The sequence below is a fragment of the Streptomyces sp. NPDC056224 genome (assembly GCF_042267665.1).
Lineage (GTDB): Bacteria > Actinomycetota > Actinomycetes > Streptomycetales > Streptomycetaceae > Streptomyces.
This window is the reverse complement of sequence record NZ_JBHJTK010000023.1, coordinates 68,913-93,024: the sequence shown is the minus strand read 5'-3', so window position 1 is coordinate 93,024 and position 24,112 is coordinate 68,913. Positions and strand designations below refer to the sequence as shown.

Genomic DNA, 24,112 nt, shown 5'->3' with positions numbered 1-24,112 from the left:
GCGGCGTCACGCGTCCGGCCGTACCCGACGCCACGGGTGCGGTCAGCGCGCGGCGGCCCGCTCCAGCTCGGCCAGGGTCGCGGCCACCGCCGGAACCCTGGCCAGGTCGGGCAGGGTCAGCGCCACGACCTCCCGCTCGACGGCCGGCTCCACGGCCACCGTGCTCACGCCCTTGGCCCGGACGGACTCCACCGCGAGCTCCGGCAGCACCGCGACGCCCAGCCCGGCGCCGACCAGGCCGACCACCGCCGGGTAGTCGTCGGTCGCGAAGTCGATCCGCGGGGTGAAGCCCGCGCCCTCGCACACCTCCACCAGGTGGCGGCGGCAGCGCGGACAGCCCGCGATCCAGGGCTCGTCGGCCAGGTCCGCCATGCCCACGCGCTCCGCCCCGGCCAGCCGGTGCCCCTCGGGGACCAGCCCGACGAGCCGGTCGGTCAGGAGCGGGCGCACCACCAGGTCCTCCCACTCCGCCGCGGAGGCCCGTCCGTCACCGTCTCCGCCGTACCGGAAGGCGAGCGCCAGGTCGCAGTCGCCCTCGCGCAGCATCTCCACCGAGCGCGGCGGTTCGGCCTCGACCAGGGAGATCCGGGTGCCCGGGTGCGCGGCGCGCATCGCGGCGAGCGCGGTCGGCACCAGCGTGGAACTTCCGCTGGGGAAGGACACCAGCCTGACCCGGCCCGCGCGCAGCCCGGCGATGGCCGCGACCTCCTCCTCGGCGGCGGTCAGCCCGGCCAGGATCCCCGCGGCATGCCGGACCAGGGCCTCACCGGCCTGGGTCAGCCGCATCTCGCGGCCGGTGCGGATGAGCAGCGGGGTGCCGGCCGACTGCTCCAGCGCCTTCATCTGCTGGGAGACGGCGGGCTGGGTGCAGCCGAGCTCGCGGGCGGCGGCGGAGAAGGACCCGGTCCCGGCGACGGCGCGCAGAACCCGGAGATGACGTGCCTCGATCACCTTTCGAGCATAAGCCCTTCTTTGACCGTCGCGCGAATACCCCCGTGACTCTTTGGGGTGGGCTCGGTTAGCGTGTGCGCATGGGTCGCATGCATCTGATCTCCGTGAACGTCGGCCGCGCCGAAGCCGTCGACTACACCGACGCGGAGGGCGGGGTGACGGGCCACGGCAAGCGCCCGGTCCCCGGGCCGGTCCGCGTCTTCGCCCCGGGCCCGCGGGCCACCGGCCTCGGCAGCGGTCTGGAGGGCGACGCCGTGTGCGACCGCCGCCACCACGGTGGCGACCACCAGGCCGTCTACGCGTACGCGCGCGAGGACCTGGACCACTGGGAGGCCGAGCTGGGCCGCGAGTTGCCCGGCGGGATCTTCGGCGAGAACTTCACCACCTCCGGCATCGACCTGAACGACGCGCGCCTCGGCGACCGCTGGCGGGTCGGCCCCGACCTGCTCCTCGAAGTCGCCTCGGCCCGCATCCCGTGCCGGACCTTCCAGGGGGTCCTCGGCGAGAGCGCCTGGGTCAGGCGGTTCACCCAGGCGGCGCGGCCGGGCGCGTACCTGCGGGTGGTCGAGGAGGGCTCGGTCTCGCCCGGCGACGCCATAGAGGTCGTCCACCGCGCGGACCACGAGGTGACGGTCGAATTCTGGTTCCGCGCCTTCACCACGGAGCGCGCGCTGCTGCCGCGCACCCTGGCCGCGGGCCCGGCAATGGAACCGCAAGGTCACGAGACCGTGCGCCGGTACGTGGAGAAGTACGGGACCGGGGCCGGGGCGAAGTAGAACCGACACCCGGGGCGGCTAGGTTGCGCCTATGACGACTGCGTTGATTACGGGATCCACGGCGGGCATCGGTGCCGCCTTCGCCAGGCGCCTCGCCGCCCAGGGCCACAACCTCGTGCTGGTGGCGCGCGACACCAAGCGGCTGGGCGAGCAGGCCACCGAGCTGCACGACCGGCACGGCATCGAGGCCGAGGTGCTGGCCGCGGACCTGGCCACCGAGAAGGGCATCGCGGCCGTCGAGCAGCGCCTCGGCGACCGCACCCACCCGGTGGACCTCCTGGTCAACAATGCCGGCTTCGGCAACAAGGGCCGCTACCTGGAAGTCTCCATGGCCGACGAGCTGACCATGCTGAAGGTGCACGTCGAGGCGGTCCTGCGGCTGACCTCGGCGGCCACCGCGTCGATGCGCACGCGCGGCCGCGGCGGCGTGATCAACGTCGCCTCGGTGGCCGCCTTCGTCCCGCGCGGTACGTACGGGGCGAGCAAGGCGTGGGTCGTGCAGTTCACCCAGGGCGCGGCGAAGGACCTGGCGGGATCCGGGGTCCGGCTGATGGCGCTGTGCCCCGGCTTCGTCCGGACGGAGTTCCACCAGCGCGCCGGCATGGGCACGGACAACATCCCCGGCTGGATGTGGCTCGACGCCGACAAGCTGGTGGCCACCGCGCTGGACGACCTGGCGCGGGGCAGGACGGTGTCGATCCCGGACCCGCGGTACAAGGCACTGATGGCCGTGGTGAAGCTGACGCCGCGCGGGCTGCTGGGCGGCGTCTCCTCGCGTACGGGCCGCAAGTACGGTCCCCAGTAACGCCCGTACACCCAGTACTCACCAGTAAACCGGCCGACTAGGCGAAATCTCCCTAAACTGGACATGTCCGACCAAGCCCGGGAGACCGCCATGACATTCGTACAGATAATCGATTACAAGACCAGTCGGCAGGATGACCTCAATCAGCTGCTGGACCGGTACGTCTCGCAGAGCCAGGGCAGGCGCACTGTCACCCACAGCATCGTGGGCAAGGACCGCGAGAACGAGAACCACTACGTGGACGTGGTCGAATTCCCCTCGTACGAAGAGGCCATGAAGAACTCTCACCTTCCGGAAACCGACAAGATGTTCCAGGAGATGATGGCCCTCTGCGACGGGATGCCGAGCTTCACCAACCTGGACGTGGTCCGGGACGAGCACCTCAACACGGTGCTGGTGAACCGGATGTACGACGAGATCGCGATGAAGGGTGACATGTCCGTCATCGAAGAGATCTTCGCGTCGGACTACCACGACCACGACATCAGCAACCCCGAGGACAAGATCGGTCGGGCGGGCATCCGCGAGGACATGGAGATGTGGCGGTCCGGCTTCGACTTCACCTTCACGCAGGACGCCCAGACGGCACAGGACGACTACGTCACCACGCTGTGGACCTGGACCGGCAAGCACAAGGGCGAGTTCATGGGCGTCGCCCCCACCGGCAAGACCTGCACGATGACCGGCACGACGGTCTTCCGGTGCGAGGACGGCATGATCAAGGAAGGCTGGTGGCACTACGACGCCATGGGCCTGATGCGCCAAATGGGCGCGATGTAGCCCCGTGCATACGGGAAAGCCCCGTTCCGCCGATGCGGAACGGGGCCTTCCTGGTGTGGAGCGCGATCAGTGGCTGTGGCCGTGACCGTGGCCGTGGCCCGCGTCGCCCTCTTCCTCAGCCGGCTTCTCGACGACCAGGGTCTCGGTCGTGAGCAGCAGGGAGGCGATGGAAGCGGCGTTCTCCAGCGCGGAGCGGGTGACCTTGACCGGGTCGATGACGCCGGCCTTGACCAGGTCGCCGTACTCGCCGGAGGCGGCGTTGAAGCCCTGGCCCTTGTCGAGCTCGGCGACCTTCGAGGTGATGACGTAACCCTCGAGACCGGCGTTCTCGGCGATCCAGCGCAGCGGCTCGACGGCGGCGCGGCGCACGACCGCGACACCGGTGGCCTCGTCGCCGGTCAGGCCGAGGTTGCCCTCGAGCACCTTGACGGCGTGGACGAGCGCGGAGCCACCGCCGGAGACGATGCCCTCCTCGACCGCGGCGCGGGTCGCCGAGATGGCGTCCTCGAGGCGGTGCTTCTTCTCCTTGAGCTCCACCTCGGTGGCGGCGCCGACCTTGATGACGCAGACGCCGCCGGCGAGCTTCGCCAGACGCTCCTGCAGCTTCTCGCGGTCCCAGTCGGAGTCCGTGGACTCGATCTCGGCCTTGATCTGGTTGACCCGGCCGACGACTTCCTCGTGGCTGCCGCCACCGTCGACGATGGTCGTGTCGTCCTTGGAGATCGTGACGCGGCGGGCGGTGCCCAGTACGTCCAGACCGGCCTGGTCGAGCTTGAGGCCGACCTCCTCGGCGATGACGGTGGCACCGGTGAGGGTGGCCATGTCCTGGAGCATCGCCTTGCGACGGTCACCGAAGCCGGGGGCCTTGACGGCGACCGCGTTGAAGGTGCCGCGGATCTTGTTGACGACGAGGGTGGAGAGCGCCTCGCCCTCGACGTCCTCGGCGATGATCAGCAGCGGCTTGGAGGCGCCGGCCTGGATGACCTTCTCCAGCAGCGGCAGCAGGTCCTGGATCGAGGAGATCTTGCCCTGGTTGATCAGGATGTACGGGTCGTCGAGGACGGCCTCCATACGCTCCTGGTCGGAGACCATGTACGGCGAGAGGTAGCCCTTGTCGAAGGCCATGCCCTCGGTGAACTCCAGCTCCAGGCCGAAGGTGTTGGACTCCTCGACGGTGATGACACCGTCCTTGCCGACCTTGTCCATCGCCTCGGCGATGAGCTCGCCGACCTGCTGGTCCTGCGCGGAGAGCGCGGCCACGGCGGCGATGTCGGACTTGTCCTCGATCGGGCGGGCGGTCGCGAGGAGCTCCTCGGAGACGGCCTTGACCGCGGCGTCGATGCCCTTCTTCAGGGCGGCCGGGGACGCGCCCGCGGCGACGTTGCGCAGACCCTCGCGGACCAGCGCCTGGGCCAGCACGGTGGCGGTGGTGGTGCCGTCACCCGCGATGTCGTTGGTCTTGGTCGCCACCTCCTTCACGAGCTGCGCGCCCAGGTTCTCGTACGGGTCGTCCAGCTCGACCTCGCGGGCGATGGTGACACCGTCGTTGGTGATGGTCGGCGCGCCGAACTTCTTGTCGATGACGACGTTGCGGCCCTTGGGGCCGATCGTCACCTTGACCGTGTCGGCAAGCTTGTTGACGCCGCGCTCGAGGGCGCGACGGGCGTCCTCGTCGAACTTCAGGATCTTCGGCATGGGAGCGGTTCAGTCCTCTCGTTGCGATCCTCGGCCGCTCACCGCGACCTCCACCGCCTAGAACGAACTACGCCCCTCGCCGCCCGGCATCAGCAGGGTGACCAGGGGCGCAGCTCAAATCAAAACTGGAAGCGAATTACTTCTCGACGATCGCGAGCACGTCGCGAGCCGAGAGGACGAGGTACTCCTCGCCGCTGTACTTCACTTCGGTGCCGCCGTACTTGCTGTACAGCACGATGTCGCCGACGCTGACGTCCAGCGGGAGACGCTGGCCGTCCTCGAACCGGCCCGGGCCCACGGCGAGGACGACGCCCTCCTGGGGCTTCTCCTTCGCGGTGTCCGGGATGACCAGGCCGGAGGCCGTGGTCTGCTCGGCGTCGAGCGGCTGGACCACGATGCGGTCCTCGAGCGGCTTGATGGCAACCTTGGAGCTGGCGGTCGTCACGATCCGACCTCCCCCTTCGGAGATCCGGGGTTAACTGTCTGAGGTGGCGACCAGGTCGATCCGTCGTCGCGGGTGCCGGACCTGCCTGTCGCTGTGTTGGCACTCACCGGGGGTGAGTGCCAGGTGCGAGACTATTCCGGCGATTAGCACTCGGTCAAGCGGAGTGCCAATTCTCGCCGCCGGGCGTTGCGCGGATCAGGCCCCCGAGCCCCGGAAACCCGGGCCGGCGGGCGTCCGGATCATCACTCACTCCTGGGCATTGTGTCTTGATATGTGGCGCTTGAGGGCGTGCACATCCTCGTGGTCGCGGACGAAGAGGGCCTCGCCGAATCCCTGCGGCGCGGTCTGGACGGCGGGGACGCTGAACCCGGCCGGGACCTTCACCGGCCCGGTGAAGCCGATCAGGCCGATCGACGCCGCGAAGCGGGACGTGGTGACCGACGAGGACTGGGGCCTGCTGTCGTTCGTCCGGCAGGCGAAGAACCCGTCGGGCGGGAAGGTGTACTTCAGGACACTCCCCGTCGAGCGCTTCGGAAGGAACCACGGGGAGGACATCAACGTCGTAGGTGATATGAAGATAAAGCGCCTCATTGCCGACCAGATCGGACCCAAGGCCGCTGGGAGCCCGAGCGCACCGGGTGCCGCCCCCTCCTCGCCGGACGCGGCGCCGCCGCCGTCCTCACCGCCGTCCTCGCCCGCCCCCGCGGACGGTGGCGGCGTCCCGTGCGCGGACTGAGGCCCCTGACGACGGCGGGCGCGCGCCGCCGCACCGAGGCGCTGCTCCTGGTCTTCGTCGTCGCGATCGCCGTCTTCGGGCACGCTGCCGCGGGCCTCGCGATGAACGGGGTGCTGCCGCCCAACCTCACCGGCTTCACGATCAGCATGACGCTGCTGTCGCTGGTGGGTCATCTGGGCGTGCGCCGCTTCGCCGCCTACGCCGACCCGCTGGTCTTCCCGCTGGCCATGCTGCTGACCGGGCTGGGGCTGGTGCTGCTGCACCGGCTCGACCAGGGGTACATCGAGCGGTACGGCTCGGAGGCCAACGCACCCGGGCAGCTGATGTGGACGGTGGTCGGGGTCGCCGCCTGTCTCCTGGTGCTGGCGCTGCTGCGCGACCACCGGCTGCTGCAGCGGTTCATCTACATCACGATGGCCGTCGCACTGGTGCTGCTGATCGCTCCGGCGTTCTTCGGCGCGGACACGTACGGCGCGAAGCGCTGGATCATCCTCTTCGGCTTCTCGCTGCAGCCCGGCGAGTTCGTGAAGATCATGATCGCGGTCTTCTTCGCGGGCTACCTGGTCGTCCACCGCGACTCCCTGGCGCTGACGGGCCGCAGGTTCCTGGGCATGCGGCTGCCGCCGATGCGCCAGCTCGGCCCCATCGTGACGGTGTGGATCGTCTCGATGCTGGTGCTGGTCTTCGAACGCGACCTCGGCACCTCGCTGATCTTCTTCGGGGTGTTCGTGGTGATGCTCTACGTCGCCACCGAGCGCACCAGCTGGATCGTGTGCGGCGTGCTCATGGCGTCGCTGGGCGCCTTCGTGGTGGGTTCGACGGAACCGCACGTCAAGGCGCGGGTGGCGGCCTGGCTGGAGCCGCTGTCGGTCTACTGGCCGAACCCTCCGGCGGGGGTCACCTCGGACCAGGCGGCCCAGGCGCTGTTCAGCTTCGGCACCGGCGGAATCTCGGGCACGGGCCTCGGCCTGGGCCATCCGGAGCTGATCAAGTTCGCGGGCCGCAGCGACTTCATCCTCACCACCGTGGGCGAGGAACTCGGGCTGGCCGGGGTCATGGCCGTCCTCATCCTCTACGGCCTCCTCGTGCAGCGGGGGCTGCGGATGGCACTCGGCGCCCGCGACCCCTTCGGCAAACTGCTGGCGGTCGGCCTCGCCTCGGCCCTGGCCCTGCAGGTCTTCGTGGTCGCCGGCGGCGTGACGGGCCTGATCCCGCTGACGGGCAAGGCGCTGCCCTTCCTGGCCAAGGGCGGCTCGTCCCTCCTGGCCAACTGGATCATGATCGCCCTGCTGCTGCGCATCAGCGACAGCGCGGAACGCCAACGCGAGGCGGACGCCCGCGGCCCGGCGGAAACGACGATCACCCCGGTGGTGTCGCGGGCGGGGTGACTGCGGGCGGGTGGGGCGACTGCGGGACGTCCCGGGTGCGCGCCGCGCCTACAGGTAGTCCTCCAGCCGCCCTATCCGGTAACCCTGTTCCTGGATCCGCTGGAGCATCCGCGCCGTCATCTGGGTCTCCGTCGTGCCCTTGAGCTCGGACGGGCCGCGGAAGTGGGCCAGGACGATGTCGCCGGGTTTGAGGGCGGAGCCCTCGGCGTACTGGAAGTTGTTGATCTGCATCGAGACGCGCCACAGGACCAGGGACGAGACCCCGCACTCCGAGGCGGCCCGGAGGGTGTCGTCGTTGTAGTTCCCGAACGGCGGGCGGAAGAGCGGCGGGCGCTGGCCGAAGCGCTTCTCCAGGCGTTCCTGCTGGCCGCATATCTCGTGCTTCTGCGCCGCGTAGGACAGGGTCCGCAGGTTCGGGTGCGTCAGCGTGTGGTTGTTTATCGTGCTCGCCGAGCCGTTGTCGCGGAGCTTCTCGAAGTGCCCGTAGTCCGGCGAGGCCACACTGTCCGTCAGGAACATGCTGATCGGCAGCTTCAGATCGGCCGCCATCTTCAGGAACTCGGGGTCCTTCTCCGCGCCGTCGTCGAAGGTCAGGAAGACGGTCTTCTCTCCGGCCGGGACGGGTATACGGTCGATCACCGGGACCTTGCCGGGGGCCGCCTTCGGTATCTCGGGCTTCCGGTCCGGCTTCGGGGCGTATTCGAGGGGGCCCTTCAGGCCCCACTTCCGGTACGCCTCGTCCGACGCCGCGCCCGCCCCTCCCGTCGGCGACGGTGCGGGCCGTGAGGCGGACGCGCCGGGCGCACCCGGGGTCTCCTGCGTCGCCTTCGTCTTCGGCCCCAGCCGTTCGGTGGTGTCCGCGCCGTCCCCGCACCCCGTCAGGGACAGCGCGAGCGCGCCGGCCGCCAGCGTTCCGGCTACCAACCGGCGCGCGTGCTTCACAGATAGTCCTCCAGGCGGGCCACGGCGTACCCCTTGGCCGTGACGGTCTTCATGACATGACGGATCATGTCAGGCATCGTGCCCTTCCAGTCCTCCTTGCCCCGGAAATGCGTGAGGATGATGTCACCGGGGTGCAGATCGCGGTCCCACTCCCGGTAGTCCATCCGGTTGGGGAAGGCCTCGGCGTTCCACAGCGGGACCGCCTTGATGCCGCAGGACTTCGCCGCGCGCAGGGTGTCCTGGTTGTAGTTGCCGTACGGCGGCCGGAAGAGGGTCGGCCGCTTGCCGAACTCCTTCTGGATCGTGTCCTGCTGGCCGCAGATCTCCTCGCGCTGCTTCTCGTACGACAGGCCCGGCATGTAGCGGTGGTTGAGCGTGTGGTTGTTCAGGGTGACGCCGGCGGCCTGCATCTGCTTGAAGTACGGGTAGTCGTCCCGGACGATGTAGTCGCTGAGGAAGGCCGTGTACGGGATCTTCAGCTCCTGCATCATCTTCAGGAACTCGGGATCCTTCTCCGCGCCGTCGTCGATCGTCAGGAAGACGACCTTGTTCTCCGTGGGAACGGTGGTGAAGACGTGCGGGTACTCCTCCTGGTCCTCCACCTCGAAGCCGTCGCGGGTGGTGATCTCGGGCTTCTCCTTGGGCGGCGCGGGGGCCGTCAGCGGTGTCTTGGCCAGCCCCCACTTCTTCGCCGCGGCGATGCGCGCCTGCTGGGCCGCCTTGGCCTTCTCGGCGGCGCCGAGCGCGCCGGCCGCGCCCGCCTCCGCGCCCTTGGCGGTCTTCGCCTTCTCGGCCCTGTCCGGTGCGCCGGACTCGCCGGAGCCGCACGCCGTGCCGAGGGCGGCTACCAGCAGGGCGGCCACGGCCACCCCGAACCGGCCGCGCGGACCCGCCGCGTACCGGTGACCGTGTTGCGCCTTATCTTCCTTTTGTCGGACTAGCTGCATAGTTGCGCATCCTGGCACCCGACACGCGGGCTCCCCGGGAGGACACCGCGAGCGGAATCCCACCTTCCATCGACTGGCCCACACCGGCCGGCCCCGTCGCCGACAATGGACCCGTGACCCCCGAAGACTTCGCCGCCCTCCTCACCCCCGAGGGGCACGCCCTCCTCGGCTCGCTCCGCGACTACGACCCCGCCCAGGAGCTGGCCGTCGCCACCCGGCTGCGCCGCGAGCACCCCGCAGCCCTGGTCTCCGCCGCGCTCGGGCAGGCCCGGCTGCGGCAGCGCGCGGTGGCGAAGTTCGGCGCCGAGGACGCCTTCCGGATGTACTTCACCCCCGGCGGCGGCGAGATGGCCACCCGCGCGTCGGTGGCCGCGTACCGCGCCGAGCGGCTCGCGGACCTCGGCGTACGCAGCCTCGCCGACCTGTGCTGCGGCATCGGAGGGGACGCCCTCGCCCTCGCGCGGCTCGGCATCCGGGTGCTCGCCGTCGACCACGACCCGCTGACCGTCGCCGTCGCGCGGGCCAACGCCGCGGCGCTGGGGCTGGCGGACCTGATCGAGGTCCGGGAGGCGGACGTGACGGACGTGGACGTGTCCCCGTACGACGCCGTCTTCATCGACCCGGCCCGGCGCGGCGGGCGCGGCCGGATCTTCGATCCGGAGTCCTACTCGCCGCCGCTGTCGTGGGCCGTGGAGACGGCCCGCACGGCGAAGTACGCCGCCATCAAGATCGCCCCCGGGATCCCGCACGAGGCCGTCCCGGCGGAGGCCGAGGCCGAGTGGATCTCCGACCAGGGCGACGTCAAGGAAGCCGTGCTCTGGTTCGGCACCGCGCCCGGCACCGTACGCGCCACCCTGCTGCCCGGGCCGCGCGCCCTGCACACCGCCGATCCGCTGCCCGACCCGGAGGCGGGGCCGGTCGGCCGCTGGCTCTACGAGCCCGACGGCGCCGTCATCCGCGCGCACCTCGTCGCCGAGGTCGCCGAGCAGCTGGACGGCCGGCTGATCGACCCGACCATCGCCTACGTCACCGCCGACGAGCTGCGCCCGACGCCGTACGCGACGGCGTACGAGATCACCGACGTGCTGCCCTTCGGCCTGAAGAAGCTGAAGGCGCTGCTGCGCGAGCGGGGGGTCGGCGTCCTCACCGTGAAGAAGCGCGGCTCCGCGATCGAGCCCGAGGAGCTGCGCAAGAAGGTCAAGCCGCAGGGGCCGAACTCGGCGACGGTCTTCCTGACCCGGGTCGCGGGGGCCCCGTCGATGCTGATCGGCGCGCCCGCCGTACCGCCCGCGGCGGGCCCCGGGCACTGAACCGGCAGACGGCGGCCCTCCCCGGCCCGGCCCTGCGCGGGAGCGCAGGACGACGCGGTCCGCTTCGGTCCGCTGCGATTCGGTCCGGTCCGGTCCCGTCCGGTCCCGTCCGGCGCAGGCGTAGCCGCCTGACGGCGCACCCTCAGCGGGCGCCGGCGCCCGGACGGCGCGGCCCCCGGCCGGCTCCTACGCGCGGAAGGCGCGAATCGCCCAGCGGTAGTGCGCGCCCGCCTTGCCCAGGCCCAGCAGGCCCGTGATCCACAGGATCATGCCGAGGCCCATGTAGTACGCGATCTCGCCGTACCGCCCCTCGGTCTGCCGGACCGACAGCGCGACCCCGAAGGTCAGGAACAGGCCCGCTCCGGCCAGCCCGAAGGAGGCGAGCAGCCAGGTCAGGCTCCGGCCGGGAGCGCGCACCCGCGAGTCGGCGGCCGGGTCCCGGTCCGCCTCCGCCCAGGCGCACAGCAGCCTGCGCACCTGACGGTCCCGCCGGGCGCCCCAGGCGAACCAGAACCCGGCCGGTACCAGCACGCCGACGCCGAGCACCGCGAAGAGGACGCCGAGGCCGAGGGAGACCACGTCGCCCTCCTCGAAGGCCATCAGGCCCATGGCGACGAAGGTCCAGCCGAGGGCGAAGACGGCCGAGACGGCCCAGAGCAGCAGCAGCCGCCCCATCCCCAGGCTCCGGCGGCCCAACTCCCGCAGGATGCGCGCGCGGTCGGCCCGGACGGCGCTTTCGTCCAGCCAGGCGCGCACGTGCGCGGGGGGTGGCGGAGGCGGCAGGTCACGGCGAGGCATGCGCATGACCATAGCGGCACCGCGGCCGGCCCCGGGGCCCGACGACGCCGGTCAGCCGCCGGCGACCTCCACCGACTCGAACCGCCAGCGGTGCACCGCCCGCGCGATCAAGTCGGCGGCGGGCTCGGGGAGTTCCGGCAGATCCGCCGACACCCCCTCGTCCGTCTCCCACCAGGTGACCACCAGGACCCGTTCCTGCGGGGCGCGGAACACCTCGCGGCGCACCGGCTCCCGCGCGAGGACCTGCGAACGGGCCCACTCCAGCAGCTCGTTGCCCCGGCCCCCGGCGGCCCGGGCCTCCCACATCAGCGCGACGGTGCTCATGAGTACAGGTTGTCCTTGCTCAACTCGTGCACGTGGTCATGGTCGTGGGCGTGCCCGTGGGTGTGCCCGTGGGTGTGCCCGTGGCCGTGCCCCTGGACGCCCGGCACGTGCGGGTCCGTCACCGGCAGCGACGAGTCCGCCGACAGGTCCCAGTCCGAGGCGGCCCGGTTCCGCTTGACCATTTCCGCGCCCAGCGCCGCCACCATGGCGCCGTTGTCGGTGCACAGCTTCGGCCGTGGCACCCGCAGGATGACGCCCGCGTCGTCGCACCGCTCCTGTGCCAGCGAGCGCAGCCGGGAATTGGCGGCCACACCGCCGCCGATCATCAGGTGGTCGACGCCCTCGTCCTTGCACGCCCGGATCGCCTTGCGCGTCAGCACGTCCACCACGGCCTCCTGGAAGGACGCGGCCACATCGCGCACGGGCACCTCCTCGCCCGCGTTCCGCTTCGCCTCGATCCAGCGGGCCACCGACGTCTTGAGCCCGGAGAAGGAGAAGTCGTACGGGGCGTCGCGCGGCCCCGTCAGCCCGCGCGGGAAGTTGATCGCCTTCGGGTCGCCCTCGCGTGCCAGCCGGTCGATCACCGGGCCGCCGGGGAAGCCCAGCTGGAGCACGCGGGCGATCTTGTCGAAGGCCTCGCCCGCCGCGTCGTCGATGGTCGCGCCGAGCGGCCGCACGTCGGAGGTGATGTCTGGGGCCAGCAGCAGCGAGGAGTGCCCGCCGGACACCAGCAGCGCCATGGTCGGCTCCGGCAGCGGGCCGTGCTCCAGCTGGTCCACGCAGATGTGCGAGGCGAGGTGGTTGACACCGTAGAGCGGCTTGCCGAGGGCGTACGCGTACGACTTGGCCGCCGAAACGCCCACCAGCAGGGCCCCCGCGAGGCCCGGACCGGCCGTGACCGCGATGCCGTCGAGGTCGCGGGCGCTGACCCCGGCCTCCTTCAGCGCGCGCTCGATGGTGGGGACCATCGCCTCCAGGTGGGCGCGCGAGGCCACCTCGGGCACGACCCCGCCGAAGCGCGCGTGCTCGTCGACGCTCGACGCGATCGCGTCCGCGAGGAGGGTGGTGCCGCGGACGATGCCGACGCCGGTCTCGTCGCAGGAGGTCTCGATGCCGAGGACGAGAGGTTCGTCAGCCATTGCTCTCACTGCTCTCAGTTCGTGCTTGTGCGGGGTCGGTCAGTCGCATGACGAGCGCGTCGACGTTGCCGGGCTGGTAGTAGCCGCGCCGGAAGCCGATGGGCTCGAAGCCGAAGCGCTCGTAGAGCTTCTGGGCGCGGGTGTTGTCCACCCGTACCTCCAGCAGCACCTCGGCGCACTCGAAGGCGGTGGCGGCGCGCAGCAGGTCGGTCAGGAGCCGGGCGCCGAGCCCGGTCCCCCACTGGTCGCGGGCGGCCGCGATGGTCTGTACGTCGGCCAGGTCGCCGGTGGCGGCCAGCCCGGCGTAGCCCACGATCCGGCCGGTCCCCGGGGCGCCGCCGCCGGCGGGAACCGTCTCGGCCACGACGTAGCGGCGGGTGGCCCGCGGGCCGCGGGCGTGGGCGAGTTCGGACCAGAACATGCCCGCGGACCAGGCGTCCTCGGGGAACAGCTCGTGTTCCAGCTCCAGCACGGGCTCTATGTCCCACCAGCGCATCTCGCGGAGCACGACGTCAGGGGCGGCCGTCACTGCGGGGTGACCACCTTGTAGTTCTTGGGCACCTGCGCGTCGGGCCGGCGCAGGTAGAGGGGGGTCGGCGGAAGGCCGGGACCGTTCTCGAACGCCGCCCCGGCCGCGAGCCGTTCCACGGCGAGGGAGGCCAGCGCGGCGGCCGACTGGTGCTCGGGCCCGCGCGCGTCCGGGAAGACCTCCGGGTACAGCAGCGCGCCCTGGCCCACCGCCGGGAGACCGGCGACCTGCTCGGCGATGTCGGCCGGGCGGTCCACGGCGGGCTCGCCGACCCGGGTCCGCGGGTCCTCGTAGCGCGCCCAGTAGACCTCCTTGCGCCGCGCGTCGGTGGCGACGGTGAAGGGGCCCTCGATCCCGGCGGCCCCCGCGGCGTAGGCGAGGCCGTCGAGGGTGCACAGGCCGTGCACGGGCACGCCGAGCACGGAGGCGAAGGTCGCGGCCGTGACGAGGCCGACGCGCAGCCCGGTGTAGGGGCCGGGGCCGACGCCGACGACGATGCCGGTGACGGCTTCGAGCTTCAGCCCGGCCTCGGCGAGCACCTTGTCGACACAGGGCAGCAACAGCTCCCCGTGGCGGCGGGCGTCGACCTGGCTGGACTCGGCGAGGACGGACGTGCCGTCGTGCAGGGCGACGGTGACGGCGGGCGTGGCGGTATCTACAGCGAGCAAGAGCACGCGAACAGCCTACGACTCCGGAACCCCAAGGGTTCGCGGGCGGTTGCGGAGCGGGCCTGCTGCTACCTTTCGATCAGATATCCAGGCAGCGCGGAGAGGTGGAGCAAGGTGGCACGCAGCAGCTCGGGAATCGTGGCCGGGCTCACCGCCGTGGCACTGGCAGCCGTCGGTTTCCTCGGCTACCAGGCATCCGCGACGGCGCCCGCGCACCCCCCGAAGGCGGCCGCGCAGGGGCCGGCACCCGCCCCGAGCCAGTCCGCCGCCAAGCAGGACCCGGCGAAGCCGGTGCCCGTGCCGGAGGGATCCGGTACCGGGGTGCGCGTCGTGTACTCGGTGGGCCAGAAGCGGGTGTGGCTGGTGGGCGACGCGGGCCAGGAGCCGAAGTCGTTCACGGTGATGCCGAGCACGGTGCACCCGAAGGCGGGCAGCTACCTGGTCGGCTCGCGCTCGGGCTCGGTCACGGGCTCCGACGGCGTGCCGATCGAGCACGTCGTACGGTTCGCCAGCACGGAGGGCGTGGCGATCGGCTTCAGCGCCCGCGCGGACGGCGCGACGCCGGAGCCCGACCCGAACAAGAAGACCGGCGGCATCCGCATGACGAAGGCCGACGGCGACGCCATGTGGGCCTTCGCGACGATCAACGTGAAGGTCGTCGTCGTTCCCTGACCGGGCCCCGCTTCACTCGTAAGAGCACACGGCCTCGCGCACTCAGGCCGCTTCGGACCCCGGAGCGGCCTGTTCCCGTACGCCGTCGCCCTCCGGCCCGCTCCCGTCCGCCGGTCCGTGCGGTTCGCGCGCGGGCGGCGTCGAGACGGCCGTGGCGGCCGGGCCGGCGGCGAGCAGCGCCCGCATCGACACGGCGGACGGGCGGGGTTCGCGCTGCGCTCCTGATGGTGCCGACATGGCTGCCTCCCGGGCCCCGGCACGCCGAACTTAGGCATACCTAAGAAACTCTCGGTACCATGTCATCACGGGCGCCGCCGCGGGCGCAATGTCTTGCCGACGAGTTGTCGGTACGTTCACTCCGTGAGGGCGCCCGCCAGGGTGTCCAGCCCGGCCCCGCCGGCCCAGCGCGCCCCGACCCCGCGGACCGAGACCTGCCGTACGTCGTCCAGGACCTCCTCGTGGCCGACCGCCCGCGCGATGACCACGTGCAGCCGGTCGTCGGAGAGCTCCTCCACCTTGCCGTCGCCCCACTCCACGACGACGACGGACTCGGGCAGCGAGACGTCGAGGTCCAGGTCCTCCATCTCGTCCAGCCCGCCGCCCAGCCGGTACGCGTCCACGTGGACCAGCGCCGGTCCGCCGCCCAGCGGGGGGTGTACGCGGGCGATCACGAAGGTCGGCGAGGTCACGGCCCCGCGCACGCCCATGCCCTCACCGAGCCCGCGGGTCAGTGTGGTCTTGCCCGCACCCAGCTCACCGGTCAGCAGGACGAGATCGCCCGGGCGCAGCAGGCCGGCGAGCCTGCGGCCCAGTTCGCGCATCGCGTCCGGGGAGTCGACGGTGATCCGGGCCCCGGCGTCGGCGTCGGCGCCTGCCTCAGGTCGTCCCGGTTCCTGGCTGCGCTGTGCTTCCAGCGGTACTTCTTCCATGCCCGCCAACGTTAGCCGGTGCGGCGGCCGGGACCGCGCCGGTGCGCGCCAGCAGCTCGGTCAGCAGCCCCGTCACCGTCTCGGGGTGCTCCAGCATCATCAGGTGCCCGGCGGACTCCAGGACCACCAGTTCGGCGCCCGGCAGCGCCTCCTTGATGGCCACGCTGTGCCCGGCCGGGGTGATCATGTCCTTGTCCCCGGCGACGACGGTGACGGGGATGTCCGCGAACCGCTGGAGCGCACCGGTCTTGTCGTGCGTCTGGAAGGCCGGGTAGAACTCGGCGACCACGTCGATCGGGGTGGCCTCGATGAGCCGCTCGGCGAAGCGGGCGACGGCCGGGTCCACGTCCCGGGAACCGAACGAGTACATCTTGATCATGCCGGCGAAGAGGTCCGCGGTGGCCCTGCGGCCCTTCTCCACCAGCTCCACCTGCGAGCCCAGCGCCTTGAGCACGCCCGGCAGGATGCGGCGTACGGCACCGAGGCCCACGGAGGGCAGCCCGTACGTCACCTCGTCGAGGCGGCCGCTGGAGGTGCCGACCAGGGCGACGCCGACGACCCGGTCGCGTACGAGGTCGGGGAACTGCTCCGCGAATCCCATGATGGTCATACCGCCCATCGAGTGACCCACGAGGATCAGCGGGCCCTCGGGCGCGGCGACGTCGATGACGGCCTTGAGGTCGCGGCCGAGCTGCTCGATGGTCACCGGATCGCCGTCCGCCTGTGCCAGTCCGCGGGCGCTGCGGCCGTGGCTGCGCTGGTCCCAGTAGACCGCGCGGACCACGCCGCGCAGGGCGGCGCGCTGGAAGTGCCAGGAGTCCTGGCCGAGGCAGTAACCGTGGCAGAAGACGACGGTGGCCTGCGGGGCGGCCTTGCGCAGCAGTCGCGACCGAGGCCGCTTGGCCTCCTCGGGGAGCTCGTCGACCTCGTAGTAGAGCTCGGTGGCGTCCTCGGCCGTGCAGGACCCCTGGGTCCCGCGCAGCCCGCCGTAGTCGCCCGCCGCGTCGAGGGCGAGGCGCGCCTTCATGCGCATGCCGCGCCCGACGGTGATCCGTTCGACCGCGACACCGGCAGCCGCGCCCGCGGCTATCACGCCGATGGCGGCGCCGGCCCAGCCGGCCTTGCGCCAGTTCTCGCTCACGCCGCCGCCCTCACTCCGTCTCAGGCGCCCAGGTACACCCGGGGCACTCGCCCTCCGATACGTGTGACGATCTCATACGCGATCGTGTCTGACGCCTGAGCCCAGTCCTCGGCGGTGGGCTCGCCGCGCTCCGCGTCCCCGAAGATGACGGCTTCGTCGCCCGCGGCCGCCCGGTCGCCGTCGAGGTCGACCACGAACTGGTCCATGGCCACGCGCCCGGCGACGCGGCGGATCCTGCCGCCGACGAGGACCGGGCCGCGCCCGGAGGCGTGCCGCGGGATGCCGTCGGCGTAGCCCGCCGGGATCAGCGCGAGGGTGGTCTCGGCGTCGGTGACGTAGTGGTGCCCGTAGCTCACGCCGTGTCCGGCCGGGACGGTCTTGACCAGCGCGAGGGAGGCCTTGAGGGTCATGGCGGGACGCAGGCCCAGCTGGGCCGAGGTGCCGAGCTCGGGCGCGGGCGAGACCCCGTAGACGGCCAGCCCACAGCGCACGAGGTCGAAGTGGGACTCGGGCACGGTGAGGGTCGCGGGCGAGTTCGCGATGTGCCGGACCTCGGGCTCGACGCCCTCCTTCTCGGCGTACGCGAGCATGTCGCGGAAGGCGGTGAGCTGGAGCTGGATGGACGGGTGCCCGGGCTCGTCGGCGCAGGCGAAGTGCGACCAGACGCCGGTGACCCGGACGGTGCCCTCGGCCTGGGCGGCGACGGCCGCCCCCACGAGCTCCGCCCAGTCGGCGGGCTGGCAGCCGTTGCGGCCGAGCCCGGTGTCGGCCTTGAGCTGGATCCTGGCGGGCCGGCCCGCCGCCCTGGCGGCCACCCGTACCTCGTCCAGGGCCCACATGCCGCTGACGGAGACGTCGAGACCGGCCTCGACGGCCTCCCGCCAGGGCCCTCCGGGGGTCCACAGCCAGCACATGATCCGGCCTTCGACCCCGGCGGCGCGCAGCGCGAGCGCCTCGTCGGGCGTGGCGGTACCGATCCAGCCGGCACCGGCCTCCTGGGCCGCCTTGGCGCAGGCCACAGCCCCGTGCCCGTAGGCGTCCGCCTTGACCACGGCCATCAGCTCGGCCCGGGGCGCCCGTTCGCGCAGCGCGCGCACGTTCGCCCGTACGGCATCGAGGTCGATCTCGGCGTACACGCGCGTCGGTGTCTCGTTCATCCTCCACAGTCTCTCAGAACCCCCCGCCACCGCCCGGCCCGGGCGCTGCGTGTGCGCCGCCACGGACCCGTCGCGGACCCGTCACGGCCGGCGGACGTCCCGCCAGGCACGGGGCAGGGCTTCGGCCAGTTGCTGGGCCAGCACCGGGGCTCCGGAGCCGGCGGCCAGCCGTCCGGCCAGTCCGTGGAGGTACGCCGCCACCGACCCGGCGTCCGCCCCGGACAGCCCGCCCGCCAGCAGGGAACCGGCCAGCCCGGACAGCACGTCCCCGCTCCCCGCGGTGGCCAGCCACGCGGTCCCCGTCGGGTTGGCCCGGACGGCCCGCGCCCCGGCGGAGGCGACCAGCGTCGTCGAGCCCTTCAGCAGCACCGTCGCCCCGTACCGCTGCGAAAGCGCCCGCGCCGCCGCCAGCCGCCCCGCCTCCACCGACTCCCGCGGGACCCCGAGCAGCGCCGCGGCCTCCCCCGCGTGCGGGGTCAGCAGGGTCGGGGCCGTCCGGGCCCGCAGCACCTCGGCGTCCATCCCCCGCAGTCCGTCCGCGTCGACCAGGACCGGCACGTCCTGCGCCAGCAGATCCGCGACCTCCCCGCCGCGCCCCTCGCCCAGTCCCGGCCCGACCACCCACGCCTGTACACGGCCCCGGCCGATCAGCGTCTCGGGGTACCGGGCGAGTACGGACTCCGCCGCCGGCCCGACGTAGCGCACCGCGCCCGCGCCGCCCCGCAGCGCCCCCGCCACGGCCAGCACGGCCGCGCCCGGGTACTGGAGTGATCCGGCGGCGATCCCGACCACGCCCCGCCGGTACTTGTCGCTCGACGCCGTCGGCACCGGCAGCAGCCCCGCCGCGTCGGCGTGCTGCAGGGCCTCCACGGCGGGCGCGGACAGCTCCAGCCCGATGTCCACCAGGTGCACCACGCCCGCCCGCGAGGCCCCGGGGTCGATCAGCAGTCCGGGCTTGTACGCCCCGAAGGTCACCGTCACGTCGGCCATGACGGCCGGCCCCGCCACCTCCCCGGTGTCCGCGTCCACCCCGCTCGGCAGGTCCACGGCGACCACGGGGACTCCCTGCGGGATCCGGTCCACCAGCGCTGCGGCCGCCGGCCTCAGCCCGCCGCGCCCGCCGATCCCGAGCAGCCCGTCCACCACGAGGTCCGCCCGCCGCGGGACCTCCCGCGCGAACCGCCCGCCGGCGGCCCGCAGCGCGGCGGACCCTCCCGCGTGCATCCGCTCCGGGTCCATCGGCACCGCCGTCACACCGGCTCCGCGCCTCGCCAGCCGCGCCCCGGCGTAGAGGGCGTCACCGCCGTTGTCGCCGGGCCCGACGAGCAGGACCACCCGCCCCCCGTAGACCCTCGGCAGCAGCCCCGCGCAGACGGCGGCCAGCCCGGCCGCCGCCCGCTGCATCAGGGCACCTTCGGGCAGCCGGGCCATCAGCTCGCGCTCGGCGGCCCGTACGGTCTCCACGCTGTAAGCAGTACGCATGGCACCAGCCTGCCCGACCGTGCCCCGACGAGGACGCCTATCCCTCGGCGATCACCACGGCGGACGCGACACCGGCGTCATGGCTCAGCGAGATGTGCCATGACTTCACGCCCAGTTCCAGCGCCCGCGCCTCGACCGTCCCGGACACCCGCAGCCGCGGCTGCCCGGAGTCCTCCACGTACACCTCGGCATCGGTCCACAGCAGCCCGGCGGGCGCGCCGAGCGCCTTGGCCAGGGCCTCCTTGGCCGCGAACCGGGCGGCGAGCGAGGCGGTCCCGCGCCGCTCACCGCTCGGCAGCGTCAACTCGGCGTCCAGGAAGAGCCGCTGCGCCATGTTCGGCGTCCGCTCCAGCGCCGCGCCGAACCGCTCGATCTCCGCGACGTCGATCCCCACGCCGATAATCACCGCACCAGCCCCCACTGCCTACTCCACCGTCACCGACTTCGCGAGGTTACGCGGCTGGTCCACCTCGTTGCCGCGCGCCGTCGCCAACTCGCAGGCGAACACCTGCAGCGGCACCGTCGCCACCAGCGGCTGGAGCAGCGTCGGCGTGGCCGGGATCCAAATCAGGTGGTCGGCGTACGGGACGACCGCCTCGTCGCCCTCCTCCGCGATCACGATGGTCCGCGCCCCGCGCGCCCTGATCTCCTGGATGTTCGACACGATCTTGTCGTGGAGCACGGACCGCCCGCGCGGCGACGGGACGACCACCACGACCGGCAGGTCCTGCTCGATCAGTGCGATCGGCCCGTGCTTGAGCTCGCCCGCGGCGAAGCCCTCGGCGTGCATGTACGCCAGCTCCTTGAGCTTGAGCGCGCCCTCCAGCGCCACCGGGTAGCCCACGTGGCGCCCCAGGAACAGCACGGTGTTCTTGTCGGCGAGGGACCGCGCCAGCGCCCGTACCGGCTCCATCGTCTCCAGTACGGTGTCCACCGCCGCGGCGATGTCCGACAGCTCGCGGATCACCGCCTCGATCTCGTCGCCCCACTTGGTGCCGCGCACCTGCCCGAGGTAGAGCGCGACGAGGTAGCAGGCCACCAGCTGCGTCAGGAACGCCTTGGTCGAGGCGACGGCCACCTCGGGGCCGGCGTGCGTGTACAGCACGGCATCCGACTCACGCGGGATCGTCGAGCCGTTCGTATTGCAGATGGCCAGCACCCTGGCGCCCTGCTCGCGCGCGTGCCGCAGCGCCATCAGGGTGTCCATGGTCTCGCCGGACTGCGAGATCGCGACCACCAGCGTCCGCTGGTCCAGGATCGGGTCGCGGTAGCGGAACTCGCTGGCCAGCTCCGTCTCGCACGGGATGCGGGTCCAGTGCTCGATGGCCAGCTTCGCGATCAGGCCCGCGTGGTACGCCGTACCGCACGCCACGATCACGACCTTGTCGACCTCCCTGAGCACCGAGACGGGGATGCGCACCTCGTCCAGGGTCAGCGAGCCGCTCGCGTCGATCCTGCCCAGGAGGGTGTCGGCGACGGCCTTCGGCTGCTCGGCGATCTCCTTGAGCATGAAGTAGTCATAACCCCCCTTCTCGGCCGCCGAGGCGTCCCAGTCCACGTGGTACGCCCGAACGGACGCGGGCGAACCGTCGAAGTCGGTCACCGTCACCCCGTCACGGCGGAGCTCGACGACCTGGTCCTGCCCCAGCTCGATCGCGGACCGGGTGTGGTCGATGAACGCGGCCACGTCCGAGGCGAGGAAGTTCTCTCCCTCTCCAACGCCCACCACCAGAGGCGAGTTCCGGCGCGCGCCCACCACCACGTCCGGCTCGTCGGCGTGCACCGCGACCAGCGTGAAGGCACCCTCCAGCCGCCGGCACACCTGCCGCATCGCCGCCGCGAGGTCCGCGGTCTGCGCGAACCGTTCGGCGAGCAGGTGCGCCACGACCTCGGTGTCCGTCTCGGACTCCAGCCGGTGCCCGCGCTCGGCCAGTTCGGCGCGCAGCGCGGCGAAGTTCTCGATGATGCCGTTGTGCACGACGGCCACCCGGCCGGAGTTGTCCAGGTGGGGGTGCGCGTTGACGTCGGTGGGCCCGCCGTGGGTGGCCCACCGGGTGTGCCCGAGCCCGGTGGAACCGGCCGGCAGCGGTTTGCCGACGAGCTCCTTCTCCAGATTGACGAGCTTTCCGGCCTTCTTCACGGAGGTCAGCCCCCCGTCGGAGAGCACGGCGACACCCGCCGAGTCGTAGCCGCGGTACTCCAGCCGCTTGAGTCCGGCGATGACCACATCGAGCGCCGACTGCGCTCCCACGTAACCCACAATTCCGCACATAGGGCGCAGCGTACGCCGAAGTCGCCCGCCTGCCCCGTACCTGAACAAGACGAAAAACCCCGCCCCGGCGAAGGCGCCGGGGCGGGGTCGACGGTCAGTCGGGCGGGTCTCAGCCGAGCTTCTTGACCTGGGCGTCGACGACGGCCTTCGGCTGCTCGGCGGTGCCGGTCAGGCTCAGGGCCGAGAAGTTCGCGAGGGTGTTCCCCTTGCGCACGACCACGAGCTCCATGCTGAACTTCTCGCCGTCCGCGTCACCCGTCACGGTGTACGCGAGCGCCTCGTCGCCCGCGGTGACCGCGGCGCCGGGAGCCAGCTTGCTGATCTTGAGCGAGTCGCCGCCCTGGCTGCCCGTGTAGCCGCCCGTGCAGGCCGCGCCCGCCTTCTTGATGGTGGCGAAGGCCTCCTCGGCGCCCTTGCCCTCGTACGAGGACAGGGTGACGGAGGTGGCGGTGGCACCCAGGGCTGCCATCGCGGCCTTCATCTTCTCCTCGGGGCTGGCGTCCGCGGCGGGCTCCTTGCCCTTGGCGACGGCCTTGGTACGGGCGGTGCCCGCGGCGGAGCCGACCGGAGCCATGGCCTGCGCCTTGACCAGCGGCTGGCACTCGGGCTTGTCACTGGTGGCACCGGCGGCCGCCGCCGCCTCGGCCGGCGTGGCCGGCTTGACCACGTGCTCGGGCAGGTCTGCCTGGACGACGAGCAGGCCGGTCAGCTCGGCGTCCGTCTTCGCCTTGGCGGCGGGCGCGGCCGACGCCGCCGGGGCGCCGGTGGACGGCTTGGCGTCCGCCTTGGTGTCGGCCTTGTCCGCACCGCAGGCGGTGGCCAGCAGGGCCAGGGACACCGCGGACGCGGTCAGGACGGTACGACGGACAAGAGCGGTACGCACGAAAGATCTCCCCCATGGAGCACGGTGAATTCAGGGCAGCGCGAAGAGCTATCCGGAGCTGCGGTGATCCACAATGTACGGGCCGTTCGATCACCCGTCCGGATTTTCGCGCGCGGGCAACCGATCGTGACCAGGGCGATACCCCCGCTGAGCCGAATCGAGACCGGCGCCGCCACCACCCCCGGCCGGCCCCCTCCGCACCCCCCTCGCGCCCCCTCCGCACCCCCTGAGCACGTGACCGACCACACCACCCACAACCGCCCCCGAGCCCCGACAATGGCGGTGTGATCACTTCGCCGCCACGAAGCAGCACGCCGGAGCGCGCAACGGAGCGCAACGGCCGGGACGGGCAGCACCCCACGCGCCCCGCCCACCGCCGGGGCCCCGAGCCCTCGCCGTACGTCGACCTCACCCGCGCCGAGTGGAGCGCCCTGCGCGAGCGGACCCCGTTGCCGCTCACCGCCGACGAGGTCGAGCGGCTGCGCGGCCTCGGCGACGTCATCGACCTCGACGAGGTCCGCGACGTGTACCTGCCGCTGTCCCGCCTCCTGAACCTGTACGTCGGCGCCACCAGCAACCTCCGGGGCACCCTGAACACCTTCCTCGGCGACGCGGGCAACGGCCACGGAGCCCAGCAGGGCACCCCGTTCGTCATAGGGGTCGCCGGGTCGGTCGCGGTCGGCAAGTCCACCGTGGCCCGTCTGCTCCAGGCCCTCCTCGCCCGCTGGCCCGAGCACCCGCGCGTGGAGCTCGTCACCACCGACGGCTTCCTCTACCCGATGAAGGAGCTCCAGCGGCGCGGCCTCACCTCCCGCAAGGGCTTCCCCGAGTCCTACGACCGCCGCGCGCTCACCCGTTTCGTCGCCGACATCAAGGCCGGCAAGGACGAGGTCCGGGCCCCGGTCTACTCGCACCTGATCTACGACATCGTGCCCGGCGAGGAGCTCGTGGTGCGACGCCCGGACATCCTCATCGTCGAGGGCCTCAACGTGCTCCAGCCGGCCCTCCCCGGCAAGGACGGCCGGACGCGCGTCGGCCTCGCCGACTACTTCGACTTCAGCGTGTACGTGGACGCGCGCCCCGAGGACATCGAGCGCTGGTACCTGGGCCGCTTCCGGAAGCTGCGCGAGACCGCCTTCCAGAATCCCTTCTCCTACTTCCGCAAGTACACCCAGGTCTCCGAGGAGGAGGCCATGGAGTACGCGCAGACGATGTGGCGGACCGTCAACAAGCCCAACCTGCTGGAGAACGTGGCCCCCACCCGCGGCCGCGCCACCCTGGTCGTGCGCAAGGGACCGGACCACAAGGTGCAGAAGCTGAGCCTGCGCAAGCTCTAGCCAGTG

General features: G+C 72.1%; 26 protein-coding genes. 8 read left to right on the top strand and 18 right to left on the bottom strand.

Annotation, left to right across the window (positions count from 1 at the left end):
* Positions 1-42: 42 nt before the first annotated feature.
* The gene (locus ACFCZ1_RS24625) at positions 43-951 is read right to left on the bottom strand and encodes a LysR family transcriptional regulator (protein WP_376680420.1); all 909 of its coding nucleotides are present in this window, start codon (positions 949-951) and stop codon (positions 43-45) included.
* Positions 952-1,040: 89 nt separating this feature from the next.
* Between ACFCZ1_RS24625 and ACFCZ1_RS24620 the strand changes: the two genes are divergently transcribed.
* The 3 genes from ACFCZ1_RS24620 (at position 1,041) to ACFCZ1_RS24610 (ending at position 3,312) form a co-directional block, all read left to right on the top strand.
* Positions 1,041-1,727 (top strand): MOSC domain-containing protein, encoded by a 687-nt coding sequence (locus ACFCZ1_RS24620; protein WP_376680434.1) that lies wholly within the window; start codon positions 1,041-1,043, stop codon positions 1,725-1,727.
* A gap of 31 nt (positions 1,728-1,758) precedes the next feature.
* The gene (locus tag ACFCZ1_RS24615; protein WP_376680419.1) at positions 1,759-2,532 is read left to right on the top strand and encodes an SDR family NAD(P)-dependent oxidoreductase; all 774 of its coding nucleotides are present in this window, start codon (positions 1,759-1,761) and stop codon (positions 2,530-2,532) included.
* Between the two features lie 90 nt (positions 2,533-2,622).
* Positions 2,623-3,312, top strand: a complete 690-nt coding sequence (locus tag ACFCZ1_RS24610; protein WP_376680418.1) for an ester cyclase — start codon at positions 2,623-2,625, stop codon at positions 3,310-3,312.
* Positions 3,313-3,378: 66 nt separating this feature from the next.
* Here ACFCZ1_RS24610 and groL read toward each other — a convergent pair whose 3' ends face one another.
* Entirely contained in the window at positions 3,379-5,007 is a 1,629-nt protein-coding gene (gene groL, locus ACFCZ1_RS24605; protein WP_376680417.1) for a chaperonin GroEL, read from the bottom strand.
* Positions 5,008-5,143: 136 nt separating this feature from the next.
* Positions 5,144-5,452, bottom strand: coding sequence for a co-chaperone GroES (groES, locus tag ACFCZ1_RS24600; protein ID WP_030230757.1), 309 nt, complete (start codon positions 5,450-5,452; stop codon positions 5,144-5,146).
* Positions 5,453-5,615: 163 nt separating this feature from the next.
* Here groES and ACFCZ1_RS24595 point away from each other — a divergent pair, with 163 nt between their 5' ends.
* Positions 5,616-6,188, top strand: a complete 573-nt coding sequence (locus tag ACFCZ1_RS24595) for a hypothetical protein (protein WP_376680416.1) — start codon at positions 5,616-5,618, stop codon at positions 6,186-6,188.
* Positions 6,176-7,576: an FtsW/RodA/SpoVE family cell cycle protein gene (locus ACFCZ1_RS24590; protein ID WP_376680415.1), complete on the top strand. Its 1,401-nt coding sequence runs from the start codon at positions 6,176-6,178 to the stop codon at positions 7,574-7,576. The genes ACFCZ1_RS24595 and ACFCZ1_RS24590 overlap by 13 nt, the downstream gene beginning before the upstream one ends.
* Before the next feature lie 48 nt (positions 7,577-7,624).
* Here ACFCZ1_RS24590 and ACFCZ1_RS24585 read toward each other — a convergent pair whose 3' ends face one another.
* Together ACFCZ1_RS24585 and ACFCZ1_RS24580 are read right to left on the bottom strand one after the other, a co-directional pair.
* Positions 7,625-8,518: a polysaccharide deacetylase family protein gene (locus ACFCZ1_RS24585; RefSeq protein WP_376680414.1), complete on the bottom strand. Its 894-nt coding sequence runs from the start codon at positions 8,516-8,518 to the stop codon at positions 7,625-7,627.
* Entirely contained in the window at positions 8,515-9,465 is a 951-nt protein-coding gene (locus ACFCZ1_RS24580) for a polysaccharide deacetylase family protein (protein ID WP_376680413.1), read from the bottom strand. The genes ACFCZ1_RS24585 and ACFCZ1_RS24580 overlap by 4 nt, the downstream gene beginning before the upstream one ends.
* Positions 9,466-9,578: 113 nt before the next feature.
* Between ACFCZ1_RS24580 and ACFCZ1_RS24575 the strand changes: the two genes are divergently transcribed.
* Positions 9,579-10,775, top strand: coding sequence for a methyltransferase domain-containing protein (locus ACFCZ1_RS24575; protein ID WP_376680412.1), 1,197 nt, complete (start codon positions 9,579-9,581; stop codon positions 10,773-10,775).
* A gap of 186 nt (positions 10,776-10,961) precedes the next feature.
* Here the strand turns inward: ACFCZ1_RS24575 and ACFCZ1_RS24570 are convergent, their stop codons facing one another.
* Genes ACFCZ1_RS24570 through tsaB form a run of 5 tightly spaced genes read right to left on the bottom strand, consistent with a single transcriptional unit; the run spans position 10,962 to position 14,239 of the window.
* The gene (locus tag ACFCZ1_RS24570) at positions 10,962-11,573 is read right to left on the bottom strand and encodes a hypothetical protein (protein ID WP_376680411.1); all 612 of its coding nucleotides are present in this window, start codon (positions 11,571-11,573) and stop codon (positions 10,962-10,964) included.
* Between the two features lie 51 nt (positions 11,574-11,624).
* Entirely contained in the window at positions 11,625-11,897 is a 273-nt protein-coding gene (locus ACFCZ1_RS24565; protein WP_376680410.1) for a hypothetical protein, read from the bottom strand.
* Positions 11,894-13,036: a tRNA (adenosine(37)-N6)-threonylcarbamoyltransferase complex transferase subunit TsaD gene (gene tsaD, locus ACFCZ1_RS24560; RefSeq protein ID WP_376680409.1), complete on the bottom strand. Its 1,143-nt coding sequence runs from the start codon at positions 13,034-13,036 to the stop codon at positions 11,894-11,896. The genes ACFCZ1_RS24565 and tsaD overlap by 4 nt, the downstream gene beginning before the upstream one ends.
* Positions 13,029-13,532 (bottom strand): ribosomal protein S18-alanine N-acetyltransferase, encoded by a 504-nt coding sequence (gene rimI, locus ACFCZ1_RS24555; RefSeq protein ID WP_376680433.1) that lies wholly within the window; start codon positions 13,530-13,532, stop codon positions 13,029-13,031. The genes tsaD and rimI overlap by 8 nt, the downstream gene beginning before the upstream one ends.
* A 29-nt stretch (positions 13,533-13,561) precedes the next feature.
* Complete coding sequence (gene tsaB, locus ACFCZ1_RS24550; protein ID WP_376680408.1) at positions 13,562-14,239, bottom strand: tRNA (adenosine(37)-N6)-threonylcarbamoyltransferase complex dimerization subunit type 1 TsaB; 678 nt, start codon at positions 14,237-14,239, stop codon at positions 13,562-13,564.
* Positions 14,240-14,347: 108 nt separating this feature from the next.
* On the opposite strand from tsaB, the gene ACFCZ1_RS24545 reads away from it, so the two are divergent.
* Positions 14,348-14,905: a hypothetical protein gene (locus ACFCZ1_RS24545; RefSeq protein WP_376680407.1), complete on the top strand. Its 558-nt coding sequence runs from the start codon at positions 14,348-14,350 to the stop codon at positions 14,903-14,905.
* A 42-nt stretch (positions 14,906-14,947) separates the two neighbouring features.
* Here ACFCZ1_RS24545 and ACFCZ1_RS24540 read toward each other — a convergent pair whose 3' ends face one another.
* From ACFCZ1_RS24540 to ACFCZ1_RS24505, 8 genes are all read right to left on the bottom strand, one after another.
* Positions 14,948-15,142 (bottom strand): hypothetical protein, encoded by a 195-nt coding sequence (locus tag ACFCZ1_RS24540; protein ID WP_376680406.1) that lies wholly within the window; start codon positions 15,140-15,142, stop codon positions 14,948-14,950.
* Positions 15,143-15,258: 116 nt separating this feature from the next.
* Positions 15,259-15,834 (bottom strand): tRNA (adenosine(37)-N6)-threonylcarbamoyltransferase complex ATPase subunit type 1 TsaE, encoded by a 576-nt coding sequence (gene tsaE, locus ACFCZ1_RS24535; protein ID WP_376680405.1) that lies wholly within the window; start codon positions 15,832-15,834, stop codon positions 15,259-15,261.
* Positions 15,782-16,975 (bottom strand): alpha/beta fold hydrolase, encoded by a 1,194-nt coding sequence (locus ACFCZ1_RS24530; RefSeq protein ID WP_376680404.1) that lies wholly within the window; start codon positions 16,973-16,975, stop codon positions 15,782-15,784. The genes tsaE and ACFCZ1_RS24530 overlap by 53 nt, the downstream gene beginning before the upstream one ends.
* A gap of 20 nt (positions 16,976-16,995) precedes the next feature.
* Complete coding sequence (gene alr / locus ACFCZ1_RS24525) at positions 16,996-18,132, bottom strand: alanine racemase (protein ID WP_376680403.1); 1,137 nt, start codon at positions 18,130-18,132, stop codon at positions 16,996-16,998.
* An 81-nt stretch (positions 18,133-18,213) separates the two neighbouring features.
* Entirely contained in the window at positions 18,214-19,614 is a 1,401-nt protein-coding gene (locus ACFCZ1_RS24520; RefSeq protein ID WP_376680402.1) for an NAD(P)H-hydrate dehydratase, read from the bottom strand.
* A 37-nt stretch (positions 19,615-19,651) separates the two neighbouring features.
* Complete coding sequence (locus tag ACFCZ1_RS24515) at positions 19,652-20,020, bottom strand: holo-ACP synthase (protein ID WP_376680401.1); 369 nt, start codon at positions 20,018-20,020, stop codon at positions 19,652-19,654.
* 18 nt (positions 20,021-20,038) lie between these two features.
* Entirely contained in the window at positions 20,039-21,886 is a 1,848-nt protein-coding gene (gene glmS, locus ACFCZ1_RS24510; RefSeq protein WP_376680400.1) for a glutamine--fructose-6-phosphate transaminase (isomerizing), read from the bottom strand.
* 109 nt (positions 21,887-21,995) lie between these two features.
* On the bottom strand, positions 21,996-22,769 hold the full coding sequence (locus tag ACFCZ1_RS24505; RefSeq protein ID WP_376680399.1) for a hypothetical protein: 774 nt from the start codon (positions 22,767-22,769) through the stop codon (positions 21,996-21,998).
* Positions 22,770-23,053: 284 nt separating this feature from the next.
* On the opposite strand from ACFCZ1_RS24505, the gene coaA reads away from it, so the two are divergent.
* A complete protein-coding gene (coaA, locus tag ACFCZ1_RS24500; RefSeq protein ID WP_376680398.1) occupies positions 23,054-24,106 on the top strand; it encodes a type I pantothenate kinase in 1,053 nt (350 codons plus the stop codon).
* Positions 24,107-24,112: the final 6 nt, after the last annotated feature.

Excerpts from the sequence above, each read along its gene's own strand:
- ACFCZ1_RS24615 (WP_376680419.1), top strand. The coding sequence starts at position 1,759 with ATGACGACTGCGTTGATTACGGGATCCACGGCGGGCATCGGTGCCGCC.
- ACFCZ1_RS24565 (WP_376680410.1), bottom strand. The coding sequence starts at position 11,897 with ATGAGCACCGTCGCGCTGATGTGGGAGGCCCGGGCCGCCGGGGGCCGG.
- ACFCZ1_RS24580 (WP_376680413.1), bottom strand. The coding sequence starts at position 9,465 with ATGCAGCTAGTCCGACAAAAGGAAGATAAGGCGCAACACGGTCACCGG.
- ACFCZ1_RS24540 (WP_376680406.1), bottom strand. The coding sequence starts at position 15,142 with ATGTCGGCACCATCAGGAGCGCAGCGCGAACCCCGCCCGTCCGCCGTG.
- groL (WP_376680417.1), bottom strand. The coding sequence starts at position 5,007 with ATGCCGAAGATCCTGAAGTTCGACGAGGACGCCCGTCGCGCCCTCGAG.
- tsaE (WP_376680405.1), bottom strand. The coding sequence starts at position 15,834 with ATGGAAGAAGTACCGCTGGAAGCACAGCGCAGCCAGGAACCGGGACGA.
- ACFCZ1_RS24620 (WP_376680434.1), top strand. The coding sequence starts at position 1,041 with ATGCATCTGATCTCCGTGAACGTCGGCCGCGCCGAAGCCGTCGACTAC.
- ACFCZ1_RS24520 (WP_376680402.1), bottom strand. The coding sequence starts at position 19,614 with ATGCGTACTGCTTACAGCGTGGAGACCGTACGGGCCGCCGAGCGCGAG.
- alr (WP_376680403.1), bottom strand. The coding sequence starts at position 18,132 with ATGAACGAGACACCGACGCGCGTGTACGCCGAGATCGACCTCGATGCC.
- tsaD (WP_376680409.1), bottom strand. The coding sequence starts at position 13,036 with ATGGCTGACGAACCTCTCGTCCTCGGCATCGAGACCTCCTGCGACGAG.
- ACFCZ1_RS24610 (WP_376680418.1), top strand. The coding sequence starts at position 2,623 with ATGACATTCGTACAGATAATCGATTACAAGACCAGTCGGCAGGATGAC.
- glmS (WP_376680400.1), bottom strand. The coding sequence starts at position 21,886 with ATGTGCGGAATTGTGGGTTACGTGGGAGCGCAGTCGGCGCTCGATGTG.
- ACFCZ1_RS24570 (WP_376680411.1), bottom strand. The coding sequence starts at position 11,573 with ATGCCTCGCCGTGACCTGCCGCCTCCGCCACCCCCCGCGCACGTGCGC.
- rimI (WP_376680433.1), bottom strand. The coding sequence starts at position 13,532 with ATGCGCTGGTGGGACATAGAGCCCGTGCTGGAGCTGGAACACGAGCTG.